Source organism: Agrobacterium sp. M50-1 (assembly GCF_049843495.1).
Classification (GTDB): domain Bacteria; phylum Pseudomonadota; class Alphaproteobacteria; order Rhizobiales; family Rhizobiaceae; genus Agrobacterium; species Agrobacterium radiobacter.
The window spans coordinates 18,440-43,791 of record NZ_JBBHZH010000003.1 but is presented as its reverse complement, the minus strand read 5'-3'; the positions used below and the strand labels follow the sequence as shown (position 1 = coordinate 43,791).

The following is a 25,352-nucleotide window of genomic DNA, read 5'->3' as shown; positions in this document are numbered from 1 at the left end:
CAGGCCCTTTCAGTCTGCATAGGGCGCCAGGATATCCATCAAGTCGCGTGGCTTGGCGCCCGAGCTTTGCAGCAATGCCCGCAAGGCAACCGCCTCCAGATGTTCGCCCATCATCGCCTCCGCCTTTTCCGCCGGCCCGGTGCGGATCGCCTCGATCAATTCGAGATGTTCGCTGACTGCGCAGTCGGAGGAATGTGGTCGTCCGAAGACGGCAAGCGACAGGCCTGCGCGATAGCAGATTTCCGTGACATAGCGGATCAGGATCGGCTTGCCGGTCATCTGCGCCAGAAGCACATGAAACTCGGTGGCGAGCCGGATCGAAGCACCTTCAGGCCCGTGCCGCGCGCCGTGCTCGGCCTCCACGATTGCTTTCAGTTGCTTCGCCTGCGCATCCGTCAGCTTGCCCGCGAGACGCCTCACCACCTGCTTTTCCAGATCAAGACGGATGTCGAAAATATCCCGCGCATCCTCGAAGGACGGCGTGGCGACCACAGCGATGCGGTTGCGCCGCAGATCGACAAGACCTTCCGCCGCAAGCTGGCCGAGCGCATGGCGGGCAATAGTGCGACTGACACCGAACCGCTCACCGAGCGAATCCTCCGGCAGCCGGTCACCCGGGTGCAGCGCCCGCTCGATGATGGCACGGCGCAAGCCCGTACAGATCGCCGCGACGCGATCCCCTTCACTTCTTGCCGAACCCTTGCTGCCCGCCATCACCAACCCTCTTCTTCCGGTCAATCGATAAGCGAGGCGACGGCAAAGATCAACTCGGCGCGCTGCCGCATTTAAATGCAAATGAAATCGAAAATGCACAAAACAATTGCATACAGTTATTGCATTCACTTTTACAGATAATGAATCCATCCTGGAACGCCACAATTCCGCACTTATAGAAACTGGCACGCTCATTGCATGCACTTTTCGGAAACGCTTTCAATGGTGATCTGATGCTGACTGTTCCTCAACCGACGACATACGCCCCTCCCGCCGTGGAGCTCTCCCAGGCAGCCGTCTGCTTCGGCCGGCAGGAAAAAGCCGTCGTTGCGCTGCAGGAGACCAGTCTGCGCATTGCCGATGGGGAATTCGTGGCACTCGTCGGCCCGTCCGGCTGTGGCAAGTCGACGATCATGCGGCTCGCCGCCGGCCTGCTGCAGCCGACCAGGGGCGCGGTCATCGTCGGCGGCCGCGAAGTCGACGCCAAGGCGCTGCGCATCGGCATGGCCTTCCAGAACCCTACCATGCTCCCTTGGCTGACGATCGAGCGCAATGTCATGTTGCCGCTCAAGATCGTAAAGCCGTTCCGTTCCGAATACCGGGCGAAGAAGAACGGTGACTTCCGCGATCGGGTGCGTGCGCTGCTTGCCGATGTCGGACTCGACAAATTTGCCAACCACTACCCGTGGCAGCTTTCCGGCGGCATGCTCCAGCGCGCCAATCTCTGCCGCGCGCTCGTCCACGAGCCGAACCTGCTCCTGCTCGACGAACCTTTTGGCGCGCTCGATCAATTTACCCGCGAAGAACTATGGGGCACGATGCAGTCGCTCTGGATGAAGCGCAAGCCGACCGTCCTGCTCATCACTCATGACCTGAAGGAAGCGGGCTTCCTCGCTTCACGTATCTGCGTCATGAGCGCAAGGCCCGGTCGCATCATTGATGACAGCACGGTCGATTTCCACCGCCCCCGCACCATTGAGATGACGTTCGAGCACGATTTCGTCGCGCTCAACCAGCGCCTGCGTGAACTCATCATCAATGCCCGCTCCGACACCGCAATCCAGGGAGCCTGATCCATGAGCTATGCATTGCGCCGCCGCTTCTGGGCAGCCGCCCTCATCGTCGCCTTCTTTGGCCTGTGGGAAATCCTATGCCTGGTACTGCAGGTGTCCGATCTCGTCCTGCCTCGTCCGAGTCAGGTCTTCGATACGCTCATCGACCGCTTGCCCATCCTCATGCCGCATATCATCCAGACGCTCTGGACGACGATGGTCGGCTTTGTCCTCGGCGTAGCCGTCGGCGTCGTCATCGGTGCTGCGATCGGCGTGTCGCGCACGGCCTATGATACGGCCTATCCGCTGCTGATCGGCTTCTCGTCGATCCCCAAGGTCGCGGTCGTGCCGATCTTCGTTCTGTGGTTCGGCTCCGGCTCGGTGCCTGCAATCCTGACCGCGCTCGCCATGTGCTTCTTCCCGATCGTCGTCAACATCGCCACCGGCCTTGCGACAACCGAGCCGGAACTGGAGGATGTCCTGAAATCGCTGGGCGCCAGCAAACTCGACATCCTGTGGAATGTCGGCCTGCCACGCACCATGCCCTTCTTTTTCGCCTCGCTGAAGATTGCCGTCACCTTCGCTTTCGTCGGTTCCGTCCTGTCGGAAACCGTCGCCTCGAACCGCGGCATCGGCAATGTCATGATGTCGGCCTCGTCCAATTTCGATGTGCCGCTGGTCTTTGCCGGCCTCTTCATCCTCGCCCTTCTGGGTGTGCTTCTCTACGTCGCCTTCTCGCTTATCGAGGTGCGCGTCACGGGCTGGGCCGTCCGCGGCCAGGATTTCACTGCCGCCTGAATATCTACTCAAAACAAATGGAGCCAGACATGCTGAAGAAACTGATCTCGACTCTTGCGCTTGGCCTTTGCCTCGGCGGTGTCGCCCAGGCTGACACGGATATCAAGTTCACTCTCGGCTGGAAGACGCAAGGCTCGGACGCCCCCTTCCTGCTCGCCATGCAGAAGGGCTACTTCAAGGAAGAAGGCCTCAATGTCACGATCGACCAGGGCGAGGGTTCAGCCGCCACGGTCACCCGCATCATGTCGGGCGTCTACGATGCCGGTTTCGGCGATATCAATGCCATCATCCAGAATGCCGCCACCCGACCGAACGAAGTGCCGGTCATGGTCTACCAGCTCTGGAGCAAGCCGCCCTTCGCCATCGTCAGCAAGAAGGAAAGCAACATCACCAAGCCGGCCGATCTGGAAGGCAAGAAGCTCGGCGGCGCACAGGGCACGCCCACCACCCGCCTCGTCAACGTGCTCGGTTCGATCAACAAGGTCGACATGACCAAGGTCGCAATCGAGAACATGGGCCCCAACCTGCAGGAGCCGATGCTGATCAAGGGCGATATCGACGGCGCGCTCGTCTTCAATATCACCAGCTGGTTCAACCTCATCAACAACCGCCAGGACCCGGCAAAGGACTATAACTGGCTATCCTTCGGCGATTATGGCCTGGATCTCTATGCCAACGGCATGATGGTGTCGCAGAAACTCGTCAAGGAAAACCCGAAGGCCGTGGAAGGACTGGTGCGCGCGGTCAATAGGGCCACCAGGGAAATCGCCGGCAATTCCAGGGCAGGCATCGAGGCCATCATGGCCTATGACAATCTCGCCAAGGAAGAGCTCGAATTGGCGCGCATGAAATTCTCCTACGAGAACCTGATCATCTCGCCTGAAGTCGACAGGCTCGGTCTCGGCGATGTCGATGACGCCCGCCTGGCCCGCTCGATCGATATCGTTACCGAAGGCTACCAGCTACCGTCGAAGCCGAAGCCGGAAAATGTCTTCTCGCGTCAGTTCCTGCCGTCGTTGGCCGAGCGCAAGCTCGTCTACAAGGTTGACTGATTGACGGAAACACGCCTCCCTGGCCGGAAATGTCCGGCCAGGCTATGAAGAGAGGAAATTTCATGTCGCTAAATGTGCCGCTAGCAGCCCGGCCGGGAATGGTCACCAGCCCGCATCCCCTGGCAAGCGAAGCCGGCGCAGCGGTGCTGAGGCGCGGCGGCAACGCCATCGAGGCCGCCGTTGCGATCGCCGCGACACTTGCGGTGGTGATGCCGCATTTTTGCGGTCTGGGCGGCGATGCTGTATGGCTGGTTGCAGACAGACAAGGCCTCCGCCGGTCGTTTCTCGGGATAGGTCAGGCCGCGGCTGTCCTTCCTGATTATCATACGCCGATCCCGTTGCGTGGCTCCGCTTCCATGATCACAACCGCCTGCGCGGTGGATAGCTGGGGGCATGCCCTGACATTTGGGCAGCAGCATTGGCAAGGGCGCGAACAGCTTTCAGATCTCCTGACGCCGGCTATCGCTTTTGCGGAAAACGGCTACCGGCCGAGTCACTCGCAAGATTTCTGGCTCGAATTCAGACGCGCCGAGATAGCCGGCTGGCCGGGTTTCGCGGCCGCATTTGATCATCCCGGGAGCAGGGGTATTTTCACGCAAAGTTCACTCGCTCGGACGCTTCGCCATGTCGCCGAGCATGGGCACCGTTCCTTCTATGAGGGAGAGTTGGCGGCACGCTTCGGAGAGGCTATGGCTTCGCTAGGGTCGCCGATCACTGCCACCGACTTGCGGCTTACCCGCACCCGCGATGCCGAACCCGTGTCGCAGGACTATCGCGGCGTAACACTGCTCGCGCCGCCTCCGCCAACGCAGGGGGTTTCCACACTCGCAATCCTTGGCATTCTGTCCCGGCTGGATCTGGCGGCGCTACCGTCGTCAAGCGCAGCGCGATACCATCTCTTGGTTGAAGCCGTGAAACAGGCGTTCCTCGATCGCGAACACATCGCCGATCCGGATTTCGTTAACGACAATACCCCCGGCCTTCTTGACCCGATGCGGCTTGAGGAGAAAGCCTGGACCATAGACCGCCAGCAGGCCCTCGAGTGGCCGCATCCTTACCAGCATGGCGACACGGTGTTCTTTGCGGCAACCGACGAGCAAGGACGCTGTGCAAGCGTGCTTCAGAGTACCTATTTCGACTGGGGCAGCGGCGTGGTCGTAGGCGATAGCGGAATCATCTGGCAGAACCGTGGTGCGGCGTTTTCAGTTGCGCCCCGCCATCCGAACGCCATCCGGCCAGGAAAGCGCCCGTTCTACACCCTTAACCCCGGCATCGCATTCAAGGATGGAGCGCCCCATATGCTTTACGGAACTCAAGGGGCCGATGGCCAACCGCAGACATTGTCGCTGCTGCTCACCGGCCTGCTCGACTACGGCATGACGCCCACACAGGCTCTGGCCCAGCCTCGTTTTCTGCTTGGGCGCACCTTTTCCGACGTCCACAACAGCCTGAAGGTCGAGCAGTCGCTTGGCGGAAACATCATCCGGGAACTCGCTGCGCTCGGGCATGACATCTTGTCGCTGCCGGCACTTTCGCCGATTTTCGGCCAAGCCGGTGTCATCTGCATCCAAGATGAAGGAAGGATTATTGGATCCCACGATCCGCGTGGGGAAGGCGTCACTATTTGTGTTTCCACAAATTGAAAATCGGCAACGCGGTTTCCATGATGGTGCAACAATTCGCAACATGGAGTCTTCCCAGACCTCAAAGAGTATCAAATGGTTTTCCGGCCATCGGCGCGATTTTCGTGAACAGCAAATCCTGATCTCGCCACTGCTTTTCGAAGCTTGCGATGGAGCGTGCGCTCATCTCAGGATCGAGTGCTCCCAACTCCGCCGGAATAGCTTCCACGAGGCTAATTCCAGGAATGATCGTCGTGTAAAAAGATGTGCTTTCAGCCGGCGCCAAGAGAACGTAGCCGCCACTTTCAGCCAACGCATTTTGCAATCATCATCTCTCGCAAGTTCCATACGATAGCCGCACAGAGTCGCGTGGCGCGTGTTCTTCGCCGACGCCGACTGGATAAAGATGTCCGGTCGCGCAATGCCGTGCCGTTGGACAAGACGCTCCACTACAAGGTCGGCCGCCTGTCGCGTTTAGAAAACTGCCGTGATCGTAGCCCTGTCGTCGGCCATCGGTCAGCCTTCAGTTCGCTTGAGTACATGATCAAACGCCTGAAGAAGCGGGTAGTTTCGCTTTGGAGGTCCCAAACACGGCTAGCACTTGGATGCAGCTCCAAAAACTGATATGTTCCCGTTTCGTTTCCACCAGTGACACGCAAGCGCCATGGATCTCACCACCGTCTCAACCGTCAGGAAAATCATCCATGTGGATATGGATGCCTTCTACGCGTCGGTCGAGCAGCGCGACAATCCGGAGCTTCGTGGCAAACCCCTGGCTGTTGGCGGAGCGGCTGCCCGCGGCGTCGTTGCAGCAGCAAGCTACGAGGCGCGGGAGTTCGGCGTGCGCTCGGCCATGCCGTCGGTCACGGCGGCTCGAAAATGTCCGGATCTGATCTTCGTTAAGCCCAGGTTTGAAGTCTATCGCGCCGTCTCGCAGCAGATCCGTGAGATTTTTGCAGAGTACACGCCGATCGTCGAACCCTTGTCGCTCGACGAGGCCTATCTCGACGTGACCGAAAATCTCAAAGACATGCCGATTGCCACTGACATCGCGCTGGAAATCCGCGCCAGGATCAAGGCGGTCACGGGGCTGAACGCTTCGGCTGGTATTTCCTATAACAAATTCCTCGCCAAGATGGCGTCGGATTTGAACAAGCCAAACGGCCAGGCAGTCATCACGCCAAAGAACGGTCCGGCGTTCGTCGAGCAGCTCGCCGTCAAGAAATTCCATGGCGTCGGCCCGGCTACGGCGGAAAAGATGCAACGGCTTGGTATCGAGACTGGCAAGGATTTGAAGGCAAAGTCCCTGCAGTTTCTGGTGGAGCATTTTGGGAAATCGGGCCCGTACTTCTATGGTATTGCCCGGGGCATCGATGACAGGCGGGTTCGGCCGGACCGGGTGCGTAAGTCGGTCGGTGCTGAAGATACATTTACCGCCGACATCAGCGATCTTGATCTCGCAACCAGCGAGCTCCGGCCGCTTGCCGAAAAGGTCTGGGCCTACTGCGAGGCCAAGGGCTTCAGCGGCAAGACGGTGACCGTGAAAATCAAATACTCCGACTTCACCCAGGCAACGCGGAGCAGGACGTCTGCTCTCCCCTATTCGGGCATCAAAGACATTTTCGATGCGGCCAACGCCTTGCTGGCTGGTGTCTATCCGTTCAAGCGCCCGGTCCGGCTCCTTGGTGTAACACTGTCGTCGCTCACCAATGAAAAGGAAGCCGAAGGCGAGGAACAATCGCAGCTCGGCTTGGGTTTGTAGTCAAAGGAACCTGGAACGAATCCAGCAGCGGAAGCCGAAATTCCAAGTTGTGGCAGATGTCGCTTGGGTGGAGCGACATCTGCCATTTCTTCAAGCTCCGACCGGAATCGGGTTATCGATAACCCGTCGATTGATTGCTTCGAAAAGGCCGTGCTCCTTCGCTCCTCGATTGTCATATAGATGGCATCGACGGTTGCTTCGGGGGTCGTCTGTGGCGAGCGCGACGAGGGTTTGCTCGATAAAATCGGGAAGTGGCACGGCGCGTGAGTCACCGCTTTTGTAGATCAGATCGGTGTCCACCCACGGCGGTGCGATTTCCTGCACCCGAACGCTGGTGTCGCGCAGTTGAAAACTGCTGCGACAGAGCAAAGGAATGAAGCGCTGCTTTGGTCGCCGAGTAGATCGCGTTACCTTTTCGGGCTTCCTCTCTTAGAATGAACGTAGCCCTCTTCATGAATGGCTTTTTATCTATCTCCCTCAGCGTGGTGCGTCACTCCATCTGCTCGCTCCCCAGTAACGCGACACCGAACATTGATGGCGATCAGCGGCAGGTGAACCCACCGTCGACAGGCAGCGAAACGCCAGTAATCATTGAGGCTGCGTCGCTGAGCAAAAAGACGATGGGGGCGGCGATTTCCGCTTCGCTGGCCCACCGGCCAAGCGGCATCTGCTTAAGGAAAGGCTCGGCCACATGCGGCTGGCTCCAGTGGCCAGACGAGATCGGCGTCATGACGACGGTTGGATTGACGCTGTTGACGCGGATATTATAGCGGCCGAGCTCCAGCGCCGAGCAGCGGGTAATGTTGTCAAGAGCTGCTTTGGACGAGCCGTAGGAAATGTGGCCCGGCAACGCCACAAGGGCTGCCTGGCTGGACACGTTGACGATGGCGCCGCCCTTGCCGAGCCTCACCATGGACTGGCTGGCATATTTCGTCACCAGCAGCGCACCACGCGCATTGATGGTGATGGCCTTGTCGAAAATGGCGATATCCGTGTCCATCGGCGTGGCGATCTCACCGCCGAAACCGCCGCAATTGACGACCCCCCATAGATCCAGCCCCTCCAGCGCGGCGCGGATTTCTTCGTCGCGGGCGAGATCGAACGCCAGTGTGCGGCAACCGGTTTCTTTCGCGATGGCCGCGAGCGCCTCTTGCGAACGCCCTGCCGCGATGACATCGGCATTGGCGCGCACGAGATGGCGAACCGTTTCCCCGCCAATACCGCCGCTGCCGCCCGTCACAAGGATCGTTCTGCCCTGAAAATCCGTCATTTCCCGTCTTCCTCCCTCATGGCGCCGAAGATTCCGCGCCCTTCACAACGTTTCAATTGATCCGCACCGCTTCAGTCTCCTGCGCGATCTTCATATCCCGCGACACTCTCTGCCCGTTCGCATCGAACAGATGGCAGGCGGCAGCCGGGAACGACACGGCTATGCGGTCGCCCGCGCGCGCCATGCGGCCAAGACTGTCTCTTATGGTGATCGTTTCCTCGCCCTCGCGGACATGGATGAAAGTATCGCTGCCGAGCAGTTCGACCATCGTCGCTTTCATCTGATAGGACTGTCCGCCCTGCCCATCGCCGATTGCAATATGTTCGGGGCGGATGCCGAGGGTAACGGTGTCGCCAGATTCAAGCGGCCTTGAAACCGCAATGTCTAGGGAGGGGCCGGTCGCGAGAGACACGGTGGCGATGCCTTCTGCGACGGCGACAACGCGCGCTTTCAGAAGGTTCATGGCGGGCGAACCGATGAAACCCGCAACGAAAAGATTGGCGGGACGCTGGTAAAGCGCAAGCGGCGAGCCGATCTGCTCGATACGGCCGCCATTCATGACGACGATCTTGTCGGCAAGCGTCATCGCTTCCACCTGGTCGTGTGTGACATAGATCATCGTGCAGCCGAGTTCCGCCTTCAGCCGCGCGATCTCCACCCGCATTCCGACGCGCAGAGCCGCATCGAGGTTGGAAAGCGGTTCATCGAGCAGGAACAGCTTCGGCTTGCGCGTCATCGCGCGGCCGATGGCGACACGCTGGCGCTGACCGCCGGACAATTCGCGCGGCTTGCGTTTCAGGTAGCTCGAAAGCTTGAGTTTGCCGGCCGCCCGCCCCACCCGCTCGCCGATTTCAGCCGCTGGCGTCCGGGCGATTTCCAGCCCGAAGCCGATATTGCGGGCAACATTCATATGAGGATAAAGCGCATAGGACTGGAAAACCATGGCGACGCCGCGTTCGGGCGGCTCGGCATCACTCATATCCGCGCCATCCACCAGCACGCGGCCCGAACTGATCGGCTCCAGCCCGGCGATGATGCGCAGCAGCGTGGATTTTCCACAGCCCGACGGGCCGACCAGCACGCAGAATTCGCCATCCTCTATGGTCAGCGACAATTCGGGAATGACCGTCAGGCTGCCGAAGGCCTTTGTGATTTTGTCGATCGAAAGCATCGCCATGGGTCTAGCCTTTCACCGCACCGGCAGTCAGGCCGCGCACGAAGGCGCGCTGCACCAGCACATAAAGAAGAATGAGGGGGAGCGCGATCAGGGTCAGCACCGCAAACAGCGCGCCGGGATTGGCCATGTAGAGGCCGGAATATTGCATCGGCACGATGGTGAGCGTCTTCATCTCGCTTTTCGTCAGCACGATCAGCGCCAGGAAAAATTCGTTCCAGGTGACGATGAACTGCCAGATGGTGACAAAGACCAGCGCCGGGCGCACCAGCGGCAGCGCCACATGCCAGTAGGTCTGCCAGGCGTTGCAGCCATCCACTTTGGCCGCCTCGAACAGTTCACGCGGGGCGTCTTCCATGAAGGATTTCAGAATGACCATGGCAAAGGGCACGCCAAGGGCGGCATAGGGCAATATGAGGCCGATATAGGTGTTCACCCAGCCGAAATTCTTCAGGAGAATGGCAAGCGGCAACACCATCGAGGCGAGCGGCACCATGAGCGTGGTCAGAAGTGTGGTGTAGAGGAACAGCGTGCCTTTGAGCCGAAGGATGGCGATGGAGAAGGCAAAAAGCGAGGATACGGCGACCACGATCGCCACCGTCGCGACGGTCACGATCAGGCTGTTCAGGAAGATGCCGCCGAGCGGATTGTCGCGGATGACCGTGATGAAATTGTCGAAGGTCACCGGCCATGTGAAGAGCGCGGCGTCGAAAGCCTGCGCCGGCGTTCTCAGACCAACGGACAGCATATAGACCTGCGGGACCATCCAGATGCCGAGCACGATGAACAGCACCGCATGAATGAGAAGGCCGCGTGCGCGGTTACGGGCAAAAGCCGTCATGACCGATCCTTTCCGGCAGGCGTCAGCCGCGCGCCCAGCGCCGCGATCTGCAGCAGCGAAAGGCCAAGCGCCACGACAAGAACAATCACGGAAAGCGCTGCACCGCTGCCGGTATCGCCCAGCACAAAGCTCTGCTTGAAGATGAAGGTGCCGAAAACCTCGCTTGCCCGGTTCGGGCCGCCGCCGGTCATCAGATGCACGATGGGAAAGGTCTGAAGGGTGCCGATGACGCCGAGAAGCAGCAACGATTTCGTGGCGGGCGCCAGCATGGGAACCACGACATGGGCGGCAAGCTTCAAACCCTTCGCGCCATCGATGCGCGCCGCATCCAGCACTTCAGACGGCATGTTGGCGATGCCGGCGATATACATCAGCATGGAAAACCCGGTCCACTGCCAGATATTGACGACGATGAGGGCATAGATCGCCGTTTTGGGATCGCCGATCGGCGAGGTCGACATGACGATGCCAGCATATTTCAGATATTCCTGCGCGATGCCGTAATAGGGCGCGTAAATCTGTACCCAGACAAGGCTGACCACCGAAACGGAAGTGACGACGGGCAGGAAGAACATGGTGCGGAAGAAACCGCGCAGCCGGTCCGTGTGCCGTTCGATGAACCAGGCGAGCACCCCGCCCACCAGCATCTGGACCGGAATGGTGATGACACCCCAGAGCGCCATGTTGCGCACGACGGTCCAGAAGGTGGGGTCACCAAGAACCGTGGCGTAATTCGAAAATCCCGCAAAGCTGCGCGCCTCGCCGGAAGCCGCATAGAAGCTCTGTCCCGTCACCCAGAGGATTGGATAGGCAATGAAAACGACGAACAGCAGAACGGCAGGAAGGGCGAAGACATAAAGCATGGACGTCCTCGAAACTCTGCTGCGTTCAATGATAACAGGCGTAGCGCCGGCCCTTAAAACTTCTGCACGCATGGGTTCTCACCGATTGATAATCACGCCGCCATCAAACGAAACGGCATCGAAAGGTGTTGAAGCGCACCCGGGAGGTCTTGTCGCGGTCGATGCGCTTCAACCCGCCGGGCGCATTTGGCAACGCCCGGCATCTTGAGGCCGCCTGTCACTTTGACGCGAGCGCTTTCTTGGTCGCCTCGTCCACCTTGGCCAGCGCGGCCTCGGCTTCGATGCTACCGGCGGCGACGCCCGCCAGGGCGTTGTCCAGCGCCTCAGCCACGGTCGGCGAAGAAAAGCGCTGGTTTTCAGCCTTGGGCAGATCTGCCATAAACCGCGCCGACAATTGCTTGACGTGGTCGGTAATATCGCCCTTCGGCATATGGCCTTCGAAGGCCGGCAGATCGTTCAGGTCGTTCAGCGCCTCCTGCAGACCGACACCGTTGGTCAGTTCAGCAAGGAAGGTCCATGCGGCGTCATTCTTGCCGCCATTTTTCGTCAGGCCGTAACCGATGTCGATGCCGCCGACAGGTGGGCTTGCCTTGTTGCCCTCCTTGACGGGTGGCATGTAGAAAAAGTCGAACCCGTCCATGTTCTGTACATATTCGGAGAGCGGCGGCGGGAACTTGCTTTCCTGCATCCACCAGGAGCCAAGCGCCATCATGCCCACCTTGCCCTGTGCGAAGAGCTGCGCGCCGGTCGGATAGGCATGCGCGCCAAGCGCGCCCTGCTGGAAGATGCCGTCATCGAAGAGGCCCTTCCACGCCTTCATGGCGGCCACCAACTCCGGCGCGGTCCACGGCGTTTCACCCGCCTGCGCCTTGTCGACGATGCCGGGGGAAAACTGGTTGGCGAGCATCAGGAAGACGTTTTCGTTCTGCCAGCCGTCCGCAGCCCCCTGAAACATCGGGATAAGACCGTTATCGCTCAGCGCCTTGGCGGCAGCCTTCAGTTCCGCATAGGTCTTCGGCACAGCGATATTGTGTTTTTCGAAGAGCTTGCGGTTGTACCAGATGCACAGAACCTGCGACTCCTGGGGAATGATGTAGAAATTCTTGTCGCCGGCGGGGTTGCCCATCAACATCTGTTTGCGGTTGACGGGGAAAATCTTCTCCTCCCACGTTGCACCCCATTGTTTGGCGGCGCGGTCGTTTACGGGCTCCAGATTATCGCGATATTGCTGTGTGAGGGACCCCGGCTGCAGGCCGATGATGTCAGGCAAACTCCCGGATGCCGCCGCCGCCTTCAGCGCCGTGATATATTCCGGAGAATAATTGTAATAGGTGTAGTTCACCTTCACGTCGGGATGGGCCTTCTCGAAGGCCGCGATCGACTTCTTCATGGTGCTTTGCACGAACCATGACCATACGGTCACTTCTTTCTGCGCGGCGCTCGCGACAGCAGCGGACAGAACGGCAGTCAGAACTGTCGTTGCAAGAAACAACGTCTTCCTCATCATATTCCTCCCTTTATTGTTTAAAGACGCATTGTTTAAAGACGCCGGCGGACCTGCCGCCCGATTTTGTCGCGGCCCTCCCCAGAGCCGCGTTCACTCGAAATGCCGGCAGCTATCAGGCTGCCTTGGCCGCCGCCGCTTTCAGCACATCCTCGGTAATGACGCGGTCGTCAGCGAGCGGGCGTACCGGGGAAAGCCCCAGTGTCTGCAGCTCGCCATGATAGGCGCGAACCGCCTCTTCCGGCTTCAGGGCGCCGTCGGCAACCGCGCGCATCAGCACGATCAGATTGAGCGGTGCTTCAGCCAGATTGATCTTGCGCCCGAACAGCGCGAGCCGCGCACCGTAACGCTCCGACTGCGCCACTAGCTCAAACGTATCGCGGGTAGTGCCCGCTCCGCCGCCAAGAACGCCGACGATCAGCTCGGAATCGAACGAGGCGAGTTCCTCCAGCGCCTTCGGCCCGTTATAGGGCATCTTGAGAAACAGCGGCCGTTCGGCACGCGGCACGCTCGCCAGTGACTTGATGATGTGGTCATTGACAAACTCGCCGGTCTGCTCGCGCGTAAGACCGATATCGACATTCGGGTTGAAGACCTCATAGAAATATTTGAAATTGTGCTTCGACGCTTCGGCGCGGAACTCGGCGAAAGCTTTCAGCGTGCATATGTCACGGTCGAGATCGTTGGTGAAGCACACCGAATAAAGGCAGAGATCGGTGCCCGAGGTCGGGTAGTTGGCGATGGCGCGGGCAAGGCCCGTATCGCGGAACGGGACGGATGGCGACTGTGTATAGGTGCCATGCCGCACGCCGCCCCAGCACATGCTTTCCAGATTGCCGCGAATGGCCGGTTTCACCTCGCTGCCGGAAAACGCGCCGCGCTCGTCCAGCAGATCGAGATTGGACTGCGACACCAGCATGATGTCGACCACGTCCTGATCGATGATCTCCTCGATCTGGGTGATGAATTCCTGGCGGGTGCGACGGCGTGGCGGCTTGACGGAATAATCGAAACCGGTGGCGGAGACACCCGCGCCGACATCGCTGTCCTTCGCATCGGCAATGATAAAATCAGTCGGTTTGTAACGCCCTGCGCGAATATTCGCCAGTTTTCTGTCGAGTCTCGTGACCATCGTAGCCCTCAATGAATGTTGGAGTTCGGCTGCCAGCGCTTCGATTGCGACCGCAGACTTGCATTTATAAACGGCTACTTCTCATATTCTGTCAATAGCTATCTTTTTCTCTCTAAACGAAGACAGCTCGCCCCATATTCTTAACCGAAGGATGGGATCAAAAGCTTCAAAAGCTCGATTTTTATAAAAATAAATCAATACTTTAAATTGCTCACCCAGACGTTTTCCAGCGTCTTTTCATGCCGCATCAACAAAACATCAGCGCTATAATGGGCGTCAGCCCACACGCTTGAAATGTCTTTATTTTTGGCAAATTAGCGGTCAATACGCCGCCCAAGACGTTCGCATGCGCAAAACATGTGCTGCGCCGCTCTAAAAATGCGCTGCATTGCGCAAATTCTGGCAAAATAACATTTTCAGCGCAAAATCTCGTTGACGATTTGAGAGATAATGGTAGCAATTGACATCATCGCCGCGTGAGGAGGAGATACTCGGCTATGGGTGACGTTTTTACAGGCGACTGGGGGGAGCGTTATGCCGCGCTTGCAGATCCGCGCTCCGGCCCGATTGGAACATCGGCGCTTTCGCGGGCGGGGCTGTTTTTGTGCGGCATGTCCACCTGTGTCGATGCACGGGTCGACATGCACAATATGCAGCCGCTTCTAGATGCTCCAGCCGAAACGCCAGCGGGTCAATTCGCCGCCATGTTGCTGGCGCGCGCCGCAAAGGGTATCGGCGGCGAAGTACGCGCCGACTGGGTGGACGGCCCGCAATGGCTGCGCGACCATCTGGATGTTCGCTACGCGCTGGGCGGCACCGGCCCGCAGGCCGCCTGGGTGCTTTCGCGGCTCGGCGTCGCGTCTCTGGTGGCGCTGGAGGATCGCCACGAGCAGCAGCTTCGCCAGATCCCCCCGGGCGTTTTATTGGCCGAGGGCAATGCGCTCAAAACGGCAGCGGAAGTGACGCCGACAGAACGGCATATTCCCGAAATATTCATCTTCGAATTCACGGCGGGCAAGCCAATCGGTGCGCTCATACCCAATCGTTCGACACGCATCATCGTACGTTTCTGTGATCGTGGTATCCAGCATGATGCAGCATTCGAGGCGGTATCACGAAAGCGCGCCTCCACCGCCGCTGCCGGCCTTCTGTCCGGCCTTAACGATGAAGCAGCCGAAAATGTCGGCGCCGCCGCCCGCCATGTCTTTGCGCTCAGCCGCGACTGGATGGATGCGGGCTTGAAGACGGTGCATTTCGAGCTTGCCGGTTATGCTTCGCAGGACGCCGTAAGCGAGCTGCTCGATCAGGCCAGCGGTGCAATCAGTTCGCTCGGCATGAGCCATTCGGAACTGCTGGCAATGGATAGCGCCGCCCAGCATCCGATGGAGGCGCTGATCGCTCTTGGAGACCGGCTGGATATAGACCGCGTCTGCGTGCATGCTGACACCTGGGCCGCTGCTGTGACACGCAACGACCCCGACGAGGAGGAACTGGCGCTGATGGCCGGATGCGCCATTGCTAGCGCCCGGGCCGCCAATGGGGAGCCGGCAAACGCGATCCGTACCGATGCGCTGGCGCAGTTCCACGCGTTGCCCTTCGACAATCGCGTGCGGAAAGGCCGCTGGACCTTTGTTGCCTGCGCCTCGCCTTATGTTGAAAAGCCCGCCACCACGCTCGGCCTCGGCGACAGTTTCACGGCCGGGTGCCTTCTCGTTCTCGGCAATCCCGGCGTCGCGACCGCCCCCGCCGCCCTCAAACATGCCTAAAGGAAAAACGATGTTTCTCGAACGATTTCGTCTGGATGGAAAAACCGCCTTCATCACCGGCGGCGGGCGCGGCATCGGCCTTGCGACGGCGCAAGCGCTGGCGGAAGCAGGCGCGCATGTCATCATTTCCGACATGAATGCCGAGGTGCTGGAGACGGGTCTCTCGGAACTGAAGGCACAAGGCCATGCGGCGGATGCCATGCAGCTGGATGTAACGGATGCGAAAGCCGTCGCCGAGGCCGCGCGGGCCGCCAACGACCGCTTCGGCGCCGTCGACATCCTGATCTCCAATGCCGGCATCGCCTGGCCGGACACGCCGGGCGAAGAGATGAGCGACGAGGTCTGGCTGAAGGTGGTGGATGTCGATCTCAACGGCGCTTACTGGTCATGCCGTGAATTCGCCCGGCCGATGCTGGCGCGGGGACACGGCTCCATCGTCACCCTCGGTTCGATGTCCGGATTGATTTCCAACAAGCCGCAGCGGCAGGTGCATTACAACACGGCAAAGGCCGCCGTTCACCACATGACGCGGTGCCTCGCGGGCGAATGGGCTGAGCGCGGCGTTCGGGTCAATTGCGTTGCGCCCACCTATGTCGATACCGTCATGTCGCGGGGCGGCTTTTTAGACGAAACGCTGATGCCGGTCTGGATGGAAATGACGCCGATGAAACGCGTCGCAAGGCCCGATGAGATCGCCGCGCCGATCCTGTTTCTGGCGTCGGACGCCGCCAGCGCCATGACGGGCACAATCGTTGCGGTGGATTGCGGATACACGATTTGGTAGAGCTTGACGGACATTGGAGAGAATCGGCGCGTTTTTGCGGGCCGAAAACCGGGTGATTGCATGGAGTCTTCGAGCAAGCGTGTTGATATGGTTCCCGCCAAAAGACGGGCGCTCATTCTGGAGCACCTGCGCATCAATGGCGCGGCGGGCATTCAGGAGCTCGCGGATACGATCGGCGGATCGCAATCGACCGTGCGGCGTGATCTCGAGCATCTGGTGGAAAAAGGCTATCTCGAGCGCACCCACGGCGGTGCGCATCTGTTGCAGCCGATGCGTGCGACCTTCGAAAGGGAGATGACGGTCAATGCAGCGCTTCAGCACGCGGAAAAAGTTGCGATCGGCCGCGAGGCGGCGGAGCGGCTGAGTGCCGGTGACAGCGTCATCTTCGACAGCTCCTCGACGGTCATGGAGGCGGTGCGGGCCGCCGCCGAACGCGACCTTCCGTTGACGGTGGTGACCAACAGCCTGCAGATCGCCGATTTCGCCGCCGACATCAAATCCTGGCGCACCATCCTGCCGGGCGGCACGGTGCGGCCGGGGCATCGCCATCTTGCTGGCGAGCCGGGGGAAAGCTTCATCAAAACGCTGCATGCCGATATCTGCATGACGGGGGCTTCGGCGGTTACCGGCACGCTGCTGACGGAAACTTCGCTGGAAGTGGCTTCGCTCAAGCGCGCCATGATCGCCGCGGCCCGCAAGACCGTGCTTCTGGTCGACAGCTCGAAATTCGCGGCGCCCGGGTTCTGCACGCTTTCGGATATTTCGCAGATAGATGAGGTCATCACCGATAACGGCATTTCGCAGGATGCGATGACGTCGCTCAAAGCTACGGAGTGCAAGGTGACGCTGGTTTCGCCCGCCGCCCCTGCGCCACTGACCTGACGAACCGCCGTTTCCATCGCCAAATTCACTGTGCCGCCTCGGCGTTCGGCGATTGCGGTTGCGAATGTGCATTTTGACGTGCGGCAAACAGATGAAGCGAGCGCATGGCTCGCCGGAGTTCCTCGTCCGCCGCAAGCCGGCGATATTCGGCATAAAGCGTCTCGTATTTTTCGAAATGGCGCAGGTTCGGCACAAATTCGCGAAGGCTGCGCGCACCGAGCCTTTCTGCGCCCTCGGCAAAAGAGCCAACGATCCCGGCCGCCACCGCCGCATGGATTGCCGCGCCGAGCGCCGTCGGGTTCTCCACATCAGGAACCTCGATTGTGCGCCCGAACACATCCGCCATCGTCTGCACCAGAAAAGGGTTGCTGCGGGCCAGACCGCTCGTCATCACGATACGGCTGATCGGCACACCGCCCGCTATCGCCATGTCCAGAATGGATCGCGTGCCGAAACACAGCGCCTCGATCAGCGCCCGGTAGATTCCGGCCGAGGTCGATTTCAGGCTGAGGCCCACCAGCAATCCCGACAGCATGGAGTCGGCGAGCGGAATGCGGTTTCCCGCAAACCAGTCGAGCGCGAGAACACCGCCCTCGCCCGGACTGACCGCCTGCGCCGCCTCATTATGCAGGGCGAAGTTGCGGGAAAGGTCTTCATCGCGCGGAAAGGTTTTCACATACCAGGCCAGCATATCGCCGAACGCCGCCTGCCCCGCCTCGTAACACCACAGATCCGGCAGGGCTGCACCAAAGGCCGCCCCTTCTAGCCCCGGCGGCAGGCCGCGTCCTTCGCCGTCCAGAATGAGAAAACCGGCAGAGGTTCCGAGCGCGCCGACAAAAACACCGGGGCCGACGGCGCCGACCGCAGGCAGCACGACATGGCTGTCGATAACCGAAACCGCAACGACGGCGTCGCCTGTAATCCCGGTACGGCGACGCCACTCCGGCGTCAGGGAACCGGCCGAACTACCGACCTGAAGCGGTTTTGAAAGACGCTCCGCAAGCCCCGGCACCACGTCCTCCGGATAGCCGGTTTCCCGGGAGAACTGCACCTTGTAGGAGGCAAAGTCGAGGCTTCGCGCCTCCTTGCCGGTAAGTTGCCAGACCAGCCAGTCTCCCGCCTCGATGAAGCGCCCGGTTTCGGCCCATAATGCGGGTGCTTCAGCGCGCATTTGCGCCGCCTTGGCAAGCATCCATTCGCCGGAGAGCTTTCCGCCGAAGTTTCCAAGGTAATCACCGCCCAGAGCATTGATCGCATCGGCATGAGCCTGCGCCGAGTGTTTCCAGAGCTTCACATAGGCATGCGGTTCATCCGGATAAAGCACTGAAAGCGCCGTACCGTCGGCGCGTGCGGGCATGGGGGAAGACGCGGTGAAATCGATACCTATTCCCGCAACATTGCGACCGTTACCGAGCGCCGACAGAATGATCTCGGCGGCTTCCGTGTAATCGTCCGCGACCTGAAGCACGAAATTGGCCGGAAGGCTTCGACCGCGCAGCGAATGCGTCAGAATGCCGTTGCGATACGGATGGACATGGTGACCTTCCTGCGCGCCGGTGCGGGCATTGACGAGAATGCCGCGCGCCGATTCCGAGCCGAAATCCATGCCGATCATATAGGTATCGGCCATGATCTCACGTCCCCCGGCGACTGCTGACAAGTATGGCGTGGGCATCATTCAGGGGCATGGGATCTCGCAATTGGGTGGGACTGAAACACTGCCGTTCTTCACGTTGCCATTCTTCACGTTGTCGGGCTGGCAGCGGCATGGGCGCACCGGCCCGGCGGATCGATATCGGCAGCAGCCATGGCGCCGGTCATGATCGCCACGGCATCGGACATGGTGATGTCTCGCGGATTGACGACGGCCGCCCGCCTGCCGAGCCTGTGGATGTGGATACGGTCGGCGATTTCAAACACATGCGGCATGTTGTGGCTGATAAGCACGATCGACAGGCCCTTGTCGCGAATGCTAAGGATCATGTCGAGAACCTTGCGGGATTCCTTGACACCAAGAGCTGCGGTCGGCTCGTCGAGAATGACGACGCGCCCACCGAACGCGCAGGCACGGGCGACGGCAATGCCCTGCCGCTGCCCGCCGGACAGCGTTTCGACGCTCTGGTGAATGTCCTGCACTGTCATCAAACCGAGGTTCGACAGGTGTCGCCGCGCTTCGGTCGCCATGCGGGGGCGGTCCAGCAGACGAAAGACCGATCCGCCGATGCCGGACACACGCATTTCGCGCCCGAGGAAAAGATTGTCGGCGATGGAAAGCGCCGGCGAAAGGGCAAGGTTCTGAAACACCGTTTCGATGCCGGCGGAGCGCGCATCCATCGGCGTTCTGAAATCGACACGTTTGCCTTCCAGCCGGATTTCGCCGGTGTCGGGGATAATCGCGCCGGCAAGCGCCTTGATGAGCGTGGATTTTCCGGCGCCGTTGTCACCGATCACGGCAAGAATTTCGCCGCGACGCAATTCGAAGTCCGCCCCGTTGAGGGCAACGACATTGCCGTACCGTTTGGTCAGCCCGCGACCTTCGAGCGCAAGTTCGCCTGTCATGCCGAAACTCTCCGGAGCCACTGGTCGACGCCGACGGCCGCCACGATCAGAATGCCGACAGCGAATTCCTGCCACAGCGCATCGAGGCCCGCGAGCGCGAGACCGTTTCTAAAGACCCCCACGATCAGCGCGCCGATCAGGGTGCCAATGATGGTGCCGCGTCCGCCGAACAGCGAAGTTCCGCCGATCACCGTCGCGGTGATCGAATCCAGATTGGCAGTCGATCCGGAGGTCGGGCTGATTGCGCCGACCCGGCCGATCAACGCCCAGGCGCCGATGGCGGAGATGAGACCCGCGCAGGCATATACCGCCAGCAACACGCGGCGCGTATCGATGCCCGCAAGCGTCGCCGCATCCGGGTCATCCCCGGTCGCATATACATGGCGGCCGAATGCGGTGCGGTTCAGCACGTACCAGGCGAGAGCGGCAAGAGCGAGCATCAGCACGGTTCCGAGCGTAATGCGAGCGCCGCCGAACTGGATTGCAGCCCCCATCCATTGCAGGATCGGTGCAACCTCCGCCACCTCCTGGCTACGGATGGTCTGGCTGCCGGAATACCAGAGGTTCAGCGCCCCGAAGACGCTCCAGCTCCCGAGGGTGACGATGAAAGGCGGAAGACGCACATATGTTATGAGAAACCCGTTGATGAGGCCGCAACCCAGCCCGCCGCCGAGCCCGATAAGGAAGGCGAGTTCCGGTGGCAACCCGGCTGTAATGGCAAGGCGGCCCATGAGCGTCGAGGTCAATACCATGATGGCGCCGACCGACAGGTCGATGCCTGCCGTCAGGATCACCAGCGTCTGGGCGATGCCGATAATGCCGATGATGGTGACCTGTTGAAGAATGAGCGAAAGATTGAAAGGCTGAATAAACCGTGAGCCGACGATGATGGAAAACACCCCAACGCTGGCTGCAAGAACAATGAACGGCACCACCGTTGGATTGCCGTGCAGGAAACGTTGCAGCCTCCGAAGAGGGCTCGTGTCCTGATCCTCGAACACGGCATGAGATGTTTCTTTTCCTATCGAACCGGCCTCAAAGCCTGCCGGACCAGTCGAAGCATGTTTGCTGGGTTCAGTCATCGAGATACACCCTTCGCAGGTCTGCGGCTTCAACCCGGACACAGGACCGGCTGCCGGAAAATGCGATGCACGGATTAAACACGTTGGAGCGCCTTTTTCACATCCGCAGGGAAGTGCGGCGTTCTGTTACGGCAAATTTTTAAAAAGCGTGGCCAGACGGTTTTTATTCGGAAACTGACCTGGCCAGGAGTGACGCCCCGCGGCTTAGAGAGGACGGGGCGTCAAAGGCTAGTCAGCCCCAGCAGGCCTTCAGCGCTTCATCGGAAGTAATCGAGTCAACGCCGGCAACCGGCTTGTCAGTGACGAGCGTGACGCCGGTGTTGAAGAACGGCAGGCCGGGGCTGGCCTCAGGCTTCTTGCCGGACTTCACATATTCGACGATCGCATCGACTCCAAGCGACGCCATCTTGAGCGGATATTGCATCGACGTTGCGCCGATCACGCCCGCCTTCACGTTTTTTACGCCAGGGCAACCACCATCCACAGAGGTGATTATGACGGAGTCCTGCTTGCCGGTCGCCTTCATCGCTTCATAAGCGCCGGCCGCGGTCGGCTCGTTGATGGTGTAGACCACATTCAGATCGCTGTCTTTCTGGAGAAGCGTTTCCATGCCGGTGCGGCCGCCCTCTTCAGATCCCTGCCCCCACTGGTGGCCGACGATGCGCTCGTCGTCTTCATCCAGATAACGCGTCACGTCCTTGGGATCGATGCCGAAACCCTTCATGAAGCCCTGATCGCGGGCGACATCCACCGTCGGCTGGTTTTCAAGCGCATCGATAAAGGCGACCTTGGCCTTGGAAGCATCGCCGACCGTTTTGGCGGCCCAGGAGCCGATCAGTTCACCCGCCTTGAAATTGTCAGTCGCAAAGGTCGCATCGGCGGCATCGGCGGGTTCCAGCGGCGTATCGAGCGCGATGACGAGGATACCCGCCTTACGGGCCTGCTCCACCACCGGCACCACCGCCTTGGTGTCGCTCGCCACCATCAGAATGCCTTTTGCACCGGCAGAGATCAGGTTTTCGACGGCAGCTACCTGGCTTTCATTATCGCCGTCGAACTTGCCGGCGAAACTCTGGATCTTCACACCACCCAGTTCCTTGGCCTTCAAGGTTGCGCCTTCGCGGATCTTGGCAAAAAACGGATTGGCTTCGGTTTTTGTGATAACGCCGATAAGGATGTCTTCAGCCTGTGCGTTCAAGGGAATGAAGGCAAGGCCTACCCCCAAGGCGAGCGCTGCAGCGCCCAGACGTCCGGACATGGCAAAACTGCCCGCAGAAGCGGGTTTTTCAAAAAACTTCATTTGAAATCCTCCCAGATTACCAAGCGCTCCCTCCCATCCGGAGGACGTAATCCGTCTTGGCGCGATTATTACTGACCGTAATTATGCATACTGTCAACATTATCTAGTTACCATTTTGTATTTTTTTATACATATATCGGGAGCAATATCGGAAATTTCGGATTATAAGGGGATTTTCTACCAAATGTTGGTAAGCAGTCTCGTCAGGCACGCGGCCGCATGCCAGACACTCAAAGACGCTGTGAGGAACGGGAACCGGCAATGGCAAGCACAACCTCCGGACAAGGATCTACCCCTCGCGAATGGCAGGGCGATCTCAACGCGATCAAGGCAAGCGCCGCGCTCTTGTCGCTCGTCGGTTCGGGTCGCGCCCGTTCGCGCAGCGCCCTGACTGAACTTTCCGGTCTCTCGCGGGCGACCGTACACCAGAAACTCGCAGGCCTGATCGATGCGGGGTTGATCCGCGAGACGGAGGAAACGCTTCCAAGCGGCGGACGCCCGACGCGGGCCCTTGATCTCAACCGCGATTTTGCTGTCGTCCTCTCCGTCGACATCGGCGAGCAGCATATCCGCGTCGCCGTCACCGACCTGCAGCCGCGCATCCTCACGGAAATCGCGGAAACATTCGATATTCTGCGCGGCCCTGCTGTGGTTCTGAACTGGATCGAAGAGCAGTTCGAGGCACTTTTATCGAGGATTGGCAAAACAACCGGCGACGTGCTGGGCATCGGCATAGGCCTGCCTGCCCCTGTAGACTACGCCAACGGCCGGGTCGTCGGTCCTTCCGTGATGGTCGGATGGGACAATTTCGAAATCAGGCAACATCTTGAAGAAAGATTCGGCGTTCCAGTCTACGCCGAAAACGACGTGAACCTTCTGGCGTTGAGCGACCATCGGCAGCGACGGACAAACATCAGCGAGATGGTTTTTGTCAAGGTCGGGACGGGCATCGGCAGCGGCATCATTACGGAAGGCCGCCTTTATCGTGGCGCGCAAGGTGCCGCAGGCGATATCGGCCATATCCAGTTCGCGCGCGAACCCGCACCACTCTGCCGCTGCGGCAAGATCGGCTGCGTCGAGGCACGCGCGGCCGGATGGGCAATCGCACGCGAATTGCGGAGAGAGGGCATCGAGGCGCACACCGCCCGTGACGTGACCCGACTGGTGGAGCTTGGCCAACCGCTTGCCATCCACCTCGTCAGGGAATCCGGTCGCATTCTCGGCGAGGTCATGACGAGCCTCGTGAGCATCCTCAACCCGCAGATGATCGTCATCGGCGGCACACTTGCGATCGTCAACGACCACCTTCTGGCCGGCATACGCGAGCTGGTCTACAAACGCTCGCTTCCACTGGCAACCAGAGAACTGGAGCTGGTGATCTCGCCCCCGGATCCGGACGCAGGCGTCATGGGCGCCGCTATTCTCGTGGTCGAGGAACAGATGAAGGCAAAAAACGTCGAAACGGTGATTTTGCGCCATAGTGCGCACCCGGCGCTTAAGTGAACGAGAAAGCGTGCGTTGTCACACGTCTCACCGGATTTCTAGCGGTCTCGCCGCCAGATAAGCCCTGCCAGAACGAGCATCATGAGGTCTGCCATCGGCGCTGCCGCCCAGATGCCTGTTTCCCCCCAGATCAAGGGAAGTGTCAGGGTCAGTGGAATGGCGAACAGATAGGTTCGGCCCAGCGAGAGGATTGCGGTCTGACGCACCTTCCCAACGGCTTGTACATAGCTCGCGGCCATCAGGACAGGACCGAAGGCGAAGTAGGCGGCAACATAGACTGGAACAATCCTGGCCACTTCCAGCGCCACCGTGGCATCACTCACGAAGAGCCATCCAAGGCCATCGCGCGCCAGGCTCAGGGTCAACTGAGTAAGGAGGCCATAAACCGCACTGACACAAATGGCCAAACGCAATGTATCCGACGCCCGATCGGCTTGTCCTGCCCCAATGGTGTTGCCGACAATCGCCTGTAGGGCGAGGCTCATGCCCATAAGGGGCAGAAACGCGAAAGTCATGACACGCATGACGACGCCATATGCGGTCACCATGGTTTCCTGATTGCCAAGATTCAGGCGATGCAATGAAAATAGAACCGCCGCGGAACTCAGGGAGAGACCGATGAAGTTCATGCTTCTCGGTATTCCCAGGGCCAGCATCTCACCCCAACTTCGACCAATCCGAAAACCGACAACTGGCAAAATGCCCTTGCCCGCCATGCGATAGCCAATGATGAGCAAAAGCGCAATTAGCTGTGCCAGCGCAGTTCCGCCAGCAGAACCAGCGGCTCCGAACTGGAAATAGCCGATCAGCAATGCATTGAGAGCAATATTCGCAAGCGTCAGGATTACACCGGCCATGGCCATGAACGCCACGCGCCCCTCGGTGCGGAGCGCGTCCGAATGAACTGTCAGCAGAAACATGACCGGCGCTGCGACAAAGGAGACCGCCAGAAAGCGCCACCCCGTATCGGCGAGGTGCTGGTTGCCACCTGCCATCCAGGTAACGATCACGCCGCCACCGAGGAAAAACAGGGCGATCGTAACCACACCAAGCACGACAGCCAGACCCTGTGCTGAAGCGAGGACCTCACAAGCCTCTGACATGTCGCGCGCGCCAAGACGGCGCCCGAGCACGCTGGCCATGCCGGAACCGACAATAGCTGACGCCGCTACCAGTAGCATGGAGAAAGGAAAGACCAGTGTTACCGCACCAAGCGCTTCGGGCCCGACAAAGGCACCCAGTAGCATAGCATCGGCAACGATCAGCATCCCATTGACCATGGTCACAAGGATGATCGGCAGGCTGGTTCGAATAAAAACGGAAGAAATCGATCCATGCAGGAACGAATTGGTCGGCACGGAGGCCGAACGGTTTTGCTCACTCATCTCAACATTCCAAAATGGGCAAGTCGGATTTTCTGAGTGGGCGCTTGCATTGCCACCGCACCAACTACCCAAAAGGGGATATTGCGATCAGCTTGAACGAGCAGGAGTTCACCAATGACAGGGCGTCATGCAAGCGGCAGGCCTCCTGAAGCCGGGAGATTTATATGACTGCATCGCTACGCGGTCAAGCAAAACCCAGTCGCCCTCATCCTGTTGGCTGAGGGACGACATTTACCCAGAACCGTCAGTTCAGGTTCCACCTCGAGCTGGGCAGCAGGTAGCATAAGTCCAACGGCAGCTTCGGGGG

22 protein-coding genes are annotated in these 25,352 nt (G+C 59.8%); 9 read left to right on the top strand and 13 right to left on the bottom strand.

The features are described from left to right. Positions 1-9: 9 nt before the first annotated feature. Positions 10-714 carry a GntR family transcriptional regulator gene (locus tag WDZ78_RS07770; protein WP_020008994.1) on the bottom strand — a complete coding sequence of 235 codons (705 nt, stop codon included), beginning with the start codon at positions 712-714 and terminating at the stop codon, positions 10-12. A 233-nt stretch (positions 715-947) separates the two neighbouring features. On the opposite strand from WDZ78_RS07770, the gene WDZ78_RS07765 reads away from it, so the two are divergent. From WDZ78_RS07765 to WDZ78_RS07750, 4 genes are all read left to right on the top strand, one after another. Further along, positions 948-1,787: an ABC transporter ATP-binding protein gene (locus tag WDZ78_RS07765; RefSeq protein ID WP_026363360.1), complete on the top strand. Its 840-nt coding sequence runs from the start codon at positions 948-950 to the stop codon at positions 1,785-1,787. A gap of 3 nt (positions 1,788-1,790) precedes the next feature. After that, positions 1,791-2,564: an ABC transporter permease gene (locus WDZ78_RS07760; protein WP_020008992.1), complete on the top strand. Its 774-nt coding sequence runs from the start codon at positions 1,791-1,793 to the stop codon at positions 2,562-2,564. Between the two features lie 29 nt (positions 2,565-2,593). Continuing rightward, on the top strand, positions 2,594-3,616 hold the full coding sequence (locus tag WDZ78_RS07755; RefSeq protein WP_034500890.1) for an ABC transporter substrate-binding protein: 1,023 nt from the start codon (positions 2,594-2,596) through the stop codon (positions 3,614-3,616). Positions 3,617-3,678: 62 nt separating this feature from the next. Next, positions 3,679-5,259, top strand: coding sequence for a gamma-glutamyltransferase family protein (locus tag WDZ78_RS07750; protein WP_081629421.1), 1,581 nt, complete (start codon positions 3,679-3,681; stop codon positions 5,257-5,259). A gap of 61 nt (positions 5,260-5,320) precedes the next feature. Here WDZ78_RS07750 and WDZ78_RS07745 read toward each other — a convergent pair whose 3' ends face one another. Beyond that, positions 5,321-5,563 (bottom strand): hypothetical protein, encoded by a 243-nt coding sequence (locus WDZ78_RS07745; protein WP_020008989.1) that lies wholly within the window; start codon positions 5,561-5,563, stop codon positions 5,321-5,323. A 339-nt stretch (positions 5,564-5,902) separates the two neighbouring features. Here WDZ78_RS07745 and dinB point away from each other — a divergent pair, with 339 nt between their 5' ends. Next, positions 5,903-7,000 carry a DNA polymerase IV gene (dinB, locus tag WDZ78_RS07740; protein WP_020008988.1) on the top strand — a complete coding sequence of 366 codons (1,098 nt, stop codon included), beginning with the start codon at positions 5,903-5,905 and terminating at the stop codon, positions 6,998-7,000. A gap of 541 nt (positions 7,001-7,541) precedes the next feature. Here the strand turns inward: dinB and WDZ78_RS07735 are convergent. From WDZ78_RS07735 to WDZ78_RS07710, 6 genes are all read right to left on the bottom strand, one after another. Further along, positions 7,542-8,270: an SDR family oxidoreductase gene (locus WDZ78_RS07735; RefSeq protein ID WP_425672726.1), complete on the bottom strand. Its 729-nt coding sequence runs from the start codon at positions 8,268-8,270 to the stop codon at positions 7,542-7,544. Positions 8,271-8,322: 52 nt separating this feature from the next. Continuing rightward, a complete protein-coding gene (locus tag WDZ78_RS07730; RefSeq protein ID WP_425672725.1) occupies positions 8,323-9,447 on the bottom strand; it encodes an ABC transporter ATP-binding protein in 1,125 nt (374 codons plus the stop codon). Between the two features lie 4 nt (positions 9,448-9,451). Continuing rightward, a complete protein-coding gene (locus WDZ78_RS07725; RefSeq protein WP_020008984.1) occupies positions 9,452-10,285 on the bottom strand; it encodes a carbohydrate ABC transporter permease in 834 nt (277 codons plus the stop codon). Then, entirely contained in the window at positions 10,282-11,148 is an 867-nt protein-coding gene (locus WDZ78_RS07720) for a carbohydrate ABC transporter permease (protein WP_099086759.1), read from the bottom strand. Before WDZ78_RS07720 ends, WDZ78_RS07725 begins: the two co-directional genes overlap by 4 nt. A 217-nt stretch (positions 11,149-11,365) precedes the next feature. After that, positions 11,366-12,652 (bottom strand): ABC transporter substrate-binding protein, encoded by a 1,287-nt coding sequence (locus tag WDZ78_RS07715; protein WP_425672961.1) that lies wholly within the window; start codon positions 12,650-12,652, stop codon positions 11,366-11,368. 115 nt (positions 12,653-12,767) lie between these two features. Continuing rightward, positions 12,768-13,784: a hypothetical protein gene (locus tag WDZ78_RS07710; protein WP_003504412.1), complete on the bottom strand. Its 1,017-nt coding sequence runs from the start codon at positions 13,782-13,784 to the stop codon at positions 12,768-12,770. Positions 13,785-14,281: 497 nt separating this feature from the next. Between WDZ78_RS07710 and WDZ78_RS07705 the strand changes: the two genes are divergently transcribed. The 3 genes from WDZ78_RS07705 to WDZ78_RS07695 are packed head-to-tail and all read left to right on the top strand — an operon-like array spanning position 14,282 to position 17,216. After that, the gene (locus WDZ78_RS07705) at positions 14,282-15,550 is read left to right on the top strand and encodes an ADP-dependent glucokinase/phosphofructokinase (RefSeq protein ID WP_425672724.1); all 1,269 of its coding nucleotides are present in this window, start codon (positions 14,282-14,284) and stop codon (positions 15,548-15,550) included. Between the two features lie 10 nt (positions 15,551-15,560). Further along, complete coding sequence (locus WDZ78_RS07700) at positions 15,561-16,334, top strand: SDR family NAD(P)-dependent oxidoreductase (RefSeq protein ID WP_425672723.1); 774 nt, start codon at positions 15,561-15,563, stop codon at positions 16,332-16,334. 60 nt (positions 16,335-16,394) lie between these two features. Then, positions 16,395-17,216 (top strand): DeoR/GlpR family DNA-binding transcription regulator, encoded by an 822-nt coding sequence (locus tag WDZ78_RS07695; protein ID WP_020008978.1) that lies wholly within the window; start codon positions 16,395-16,397, stop codon positions 17,214-17,216. Between the two features lie 25 nt (positions 17,217-17,241). Here the strand turns inward: WDZ78_RS07695 and WDZ78_RS07690 are convergent, their stop codons facing one another. The 4 genes from WDZ78_RS07690 to WDZ78_RS07675 form a co-directional block, all read right to left on the bottom strand. Continuing rightward, positions 17,242-18,846 carry an FGGY-family carbohydrate kinase gene (locus tag WDZ78_RS07690; protein WP_425672722.1) on the bottom strand — a complete coding sequence of 535 codons (1,605 nt, stop codon included), beginning with the start codon at positions 18,844-18,846 and terminating at the stop codon, positions 17,242-17,244. Between the two features lie 113 nt (positions 18,847-18,959). Further along, positions 18,960-19,775, bottom strand: a complete 816-nt coding sequence (locus WDZ78_RS07685) for an ATP-binding cassette domain-containing protein (protein WP_425672721.1) — start codon at positions 19,773-19,775, stop codon at positions 18,960-18,962. Beyond that, entirely contained in the window at positions 19,772-20,857 is a 1,086-nt protein-coding gene (locus tag WDZ78_RS07680; RefSeq protein WP_425672720.1) for an ABC transporter permease, read from the bottom strand. Before WDZ78_RS07680 ends, WDZ78_RS07685 begins: the two co-directional genes overlap by 4 nt. Before the next feature lie 232 nt (positions 20,858-21,089). Next, positions 21,090-22,115, bottom strand: a complete 1,026-nt coding sequence (locus tag WDZ78_RS07675; protein WP_425672960.1) for a substrate-binding domain-containing protein — start codon at positions 22,113-22,115, stop codon at positions 21,090-21,092. A gap of 303 nt (positions 22,116-22,418) precedes the next feature. Here WDZ78_RS07675 and WDZ78_RS07670 point away from each other — a divergent pair, with 303 nt between their 5' ends. Then, positions 22,419-23,660 (top strand): ROK family transcriptional regulator, encoded by a 1,242-nt coding sequence (locus tag WDZ78_RS07670; RefSeq protein WP_020008973.1) that lies wholly within the window; start codon positions 22,419-22,421, stop codon positions 23,658-23,660. A gap of 38 nt (positions 23,661-23,698) precedes the next feature. On the opposite strand, the gene WDZ78_RS07665 is transcribed toward WDZ78_RS07670, so the two are convergent. Further along, positions 23,699-25,045, bottom strand: coding sequence for an MATE family efflux transporter (locus WDZ78_RS07665; protein ID WP_425672719.1), 1,347 nt, complete (start codon positions 25,043-25,045; stop codon positions 23,699-23,701). Positions 25,046-25,352: the final 307 nt, after the last annotated feature.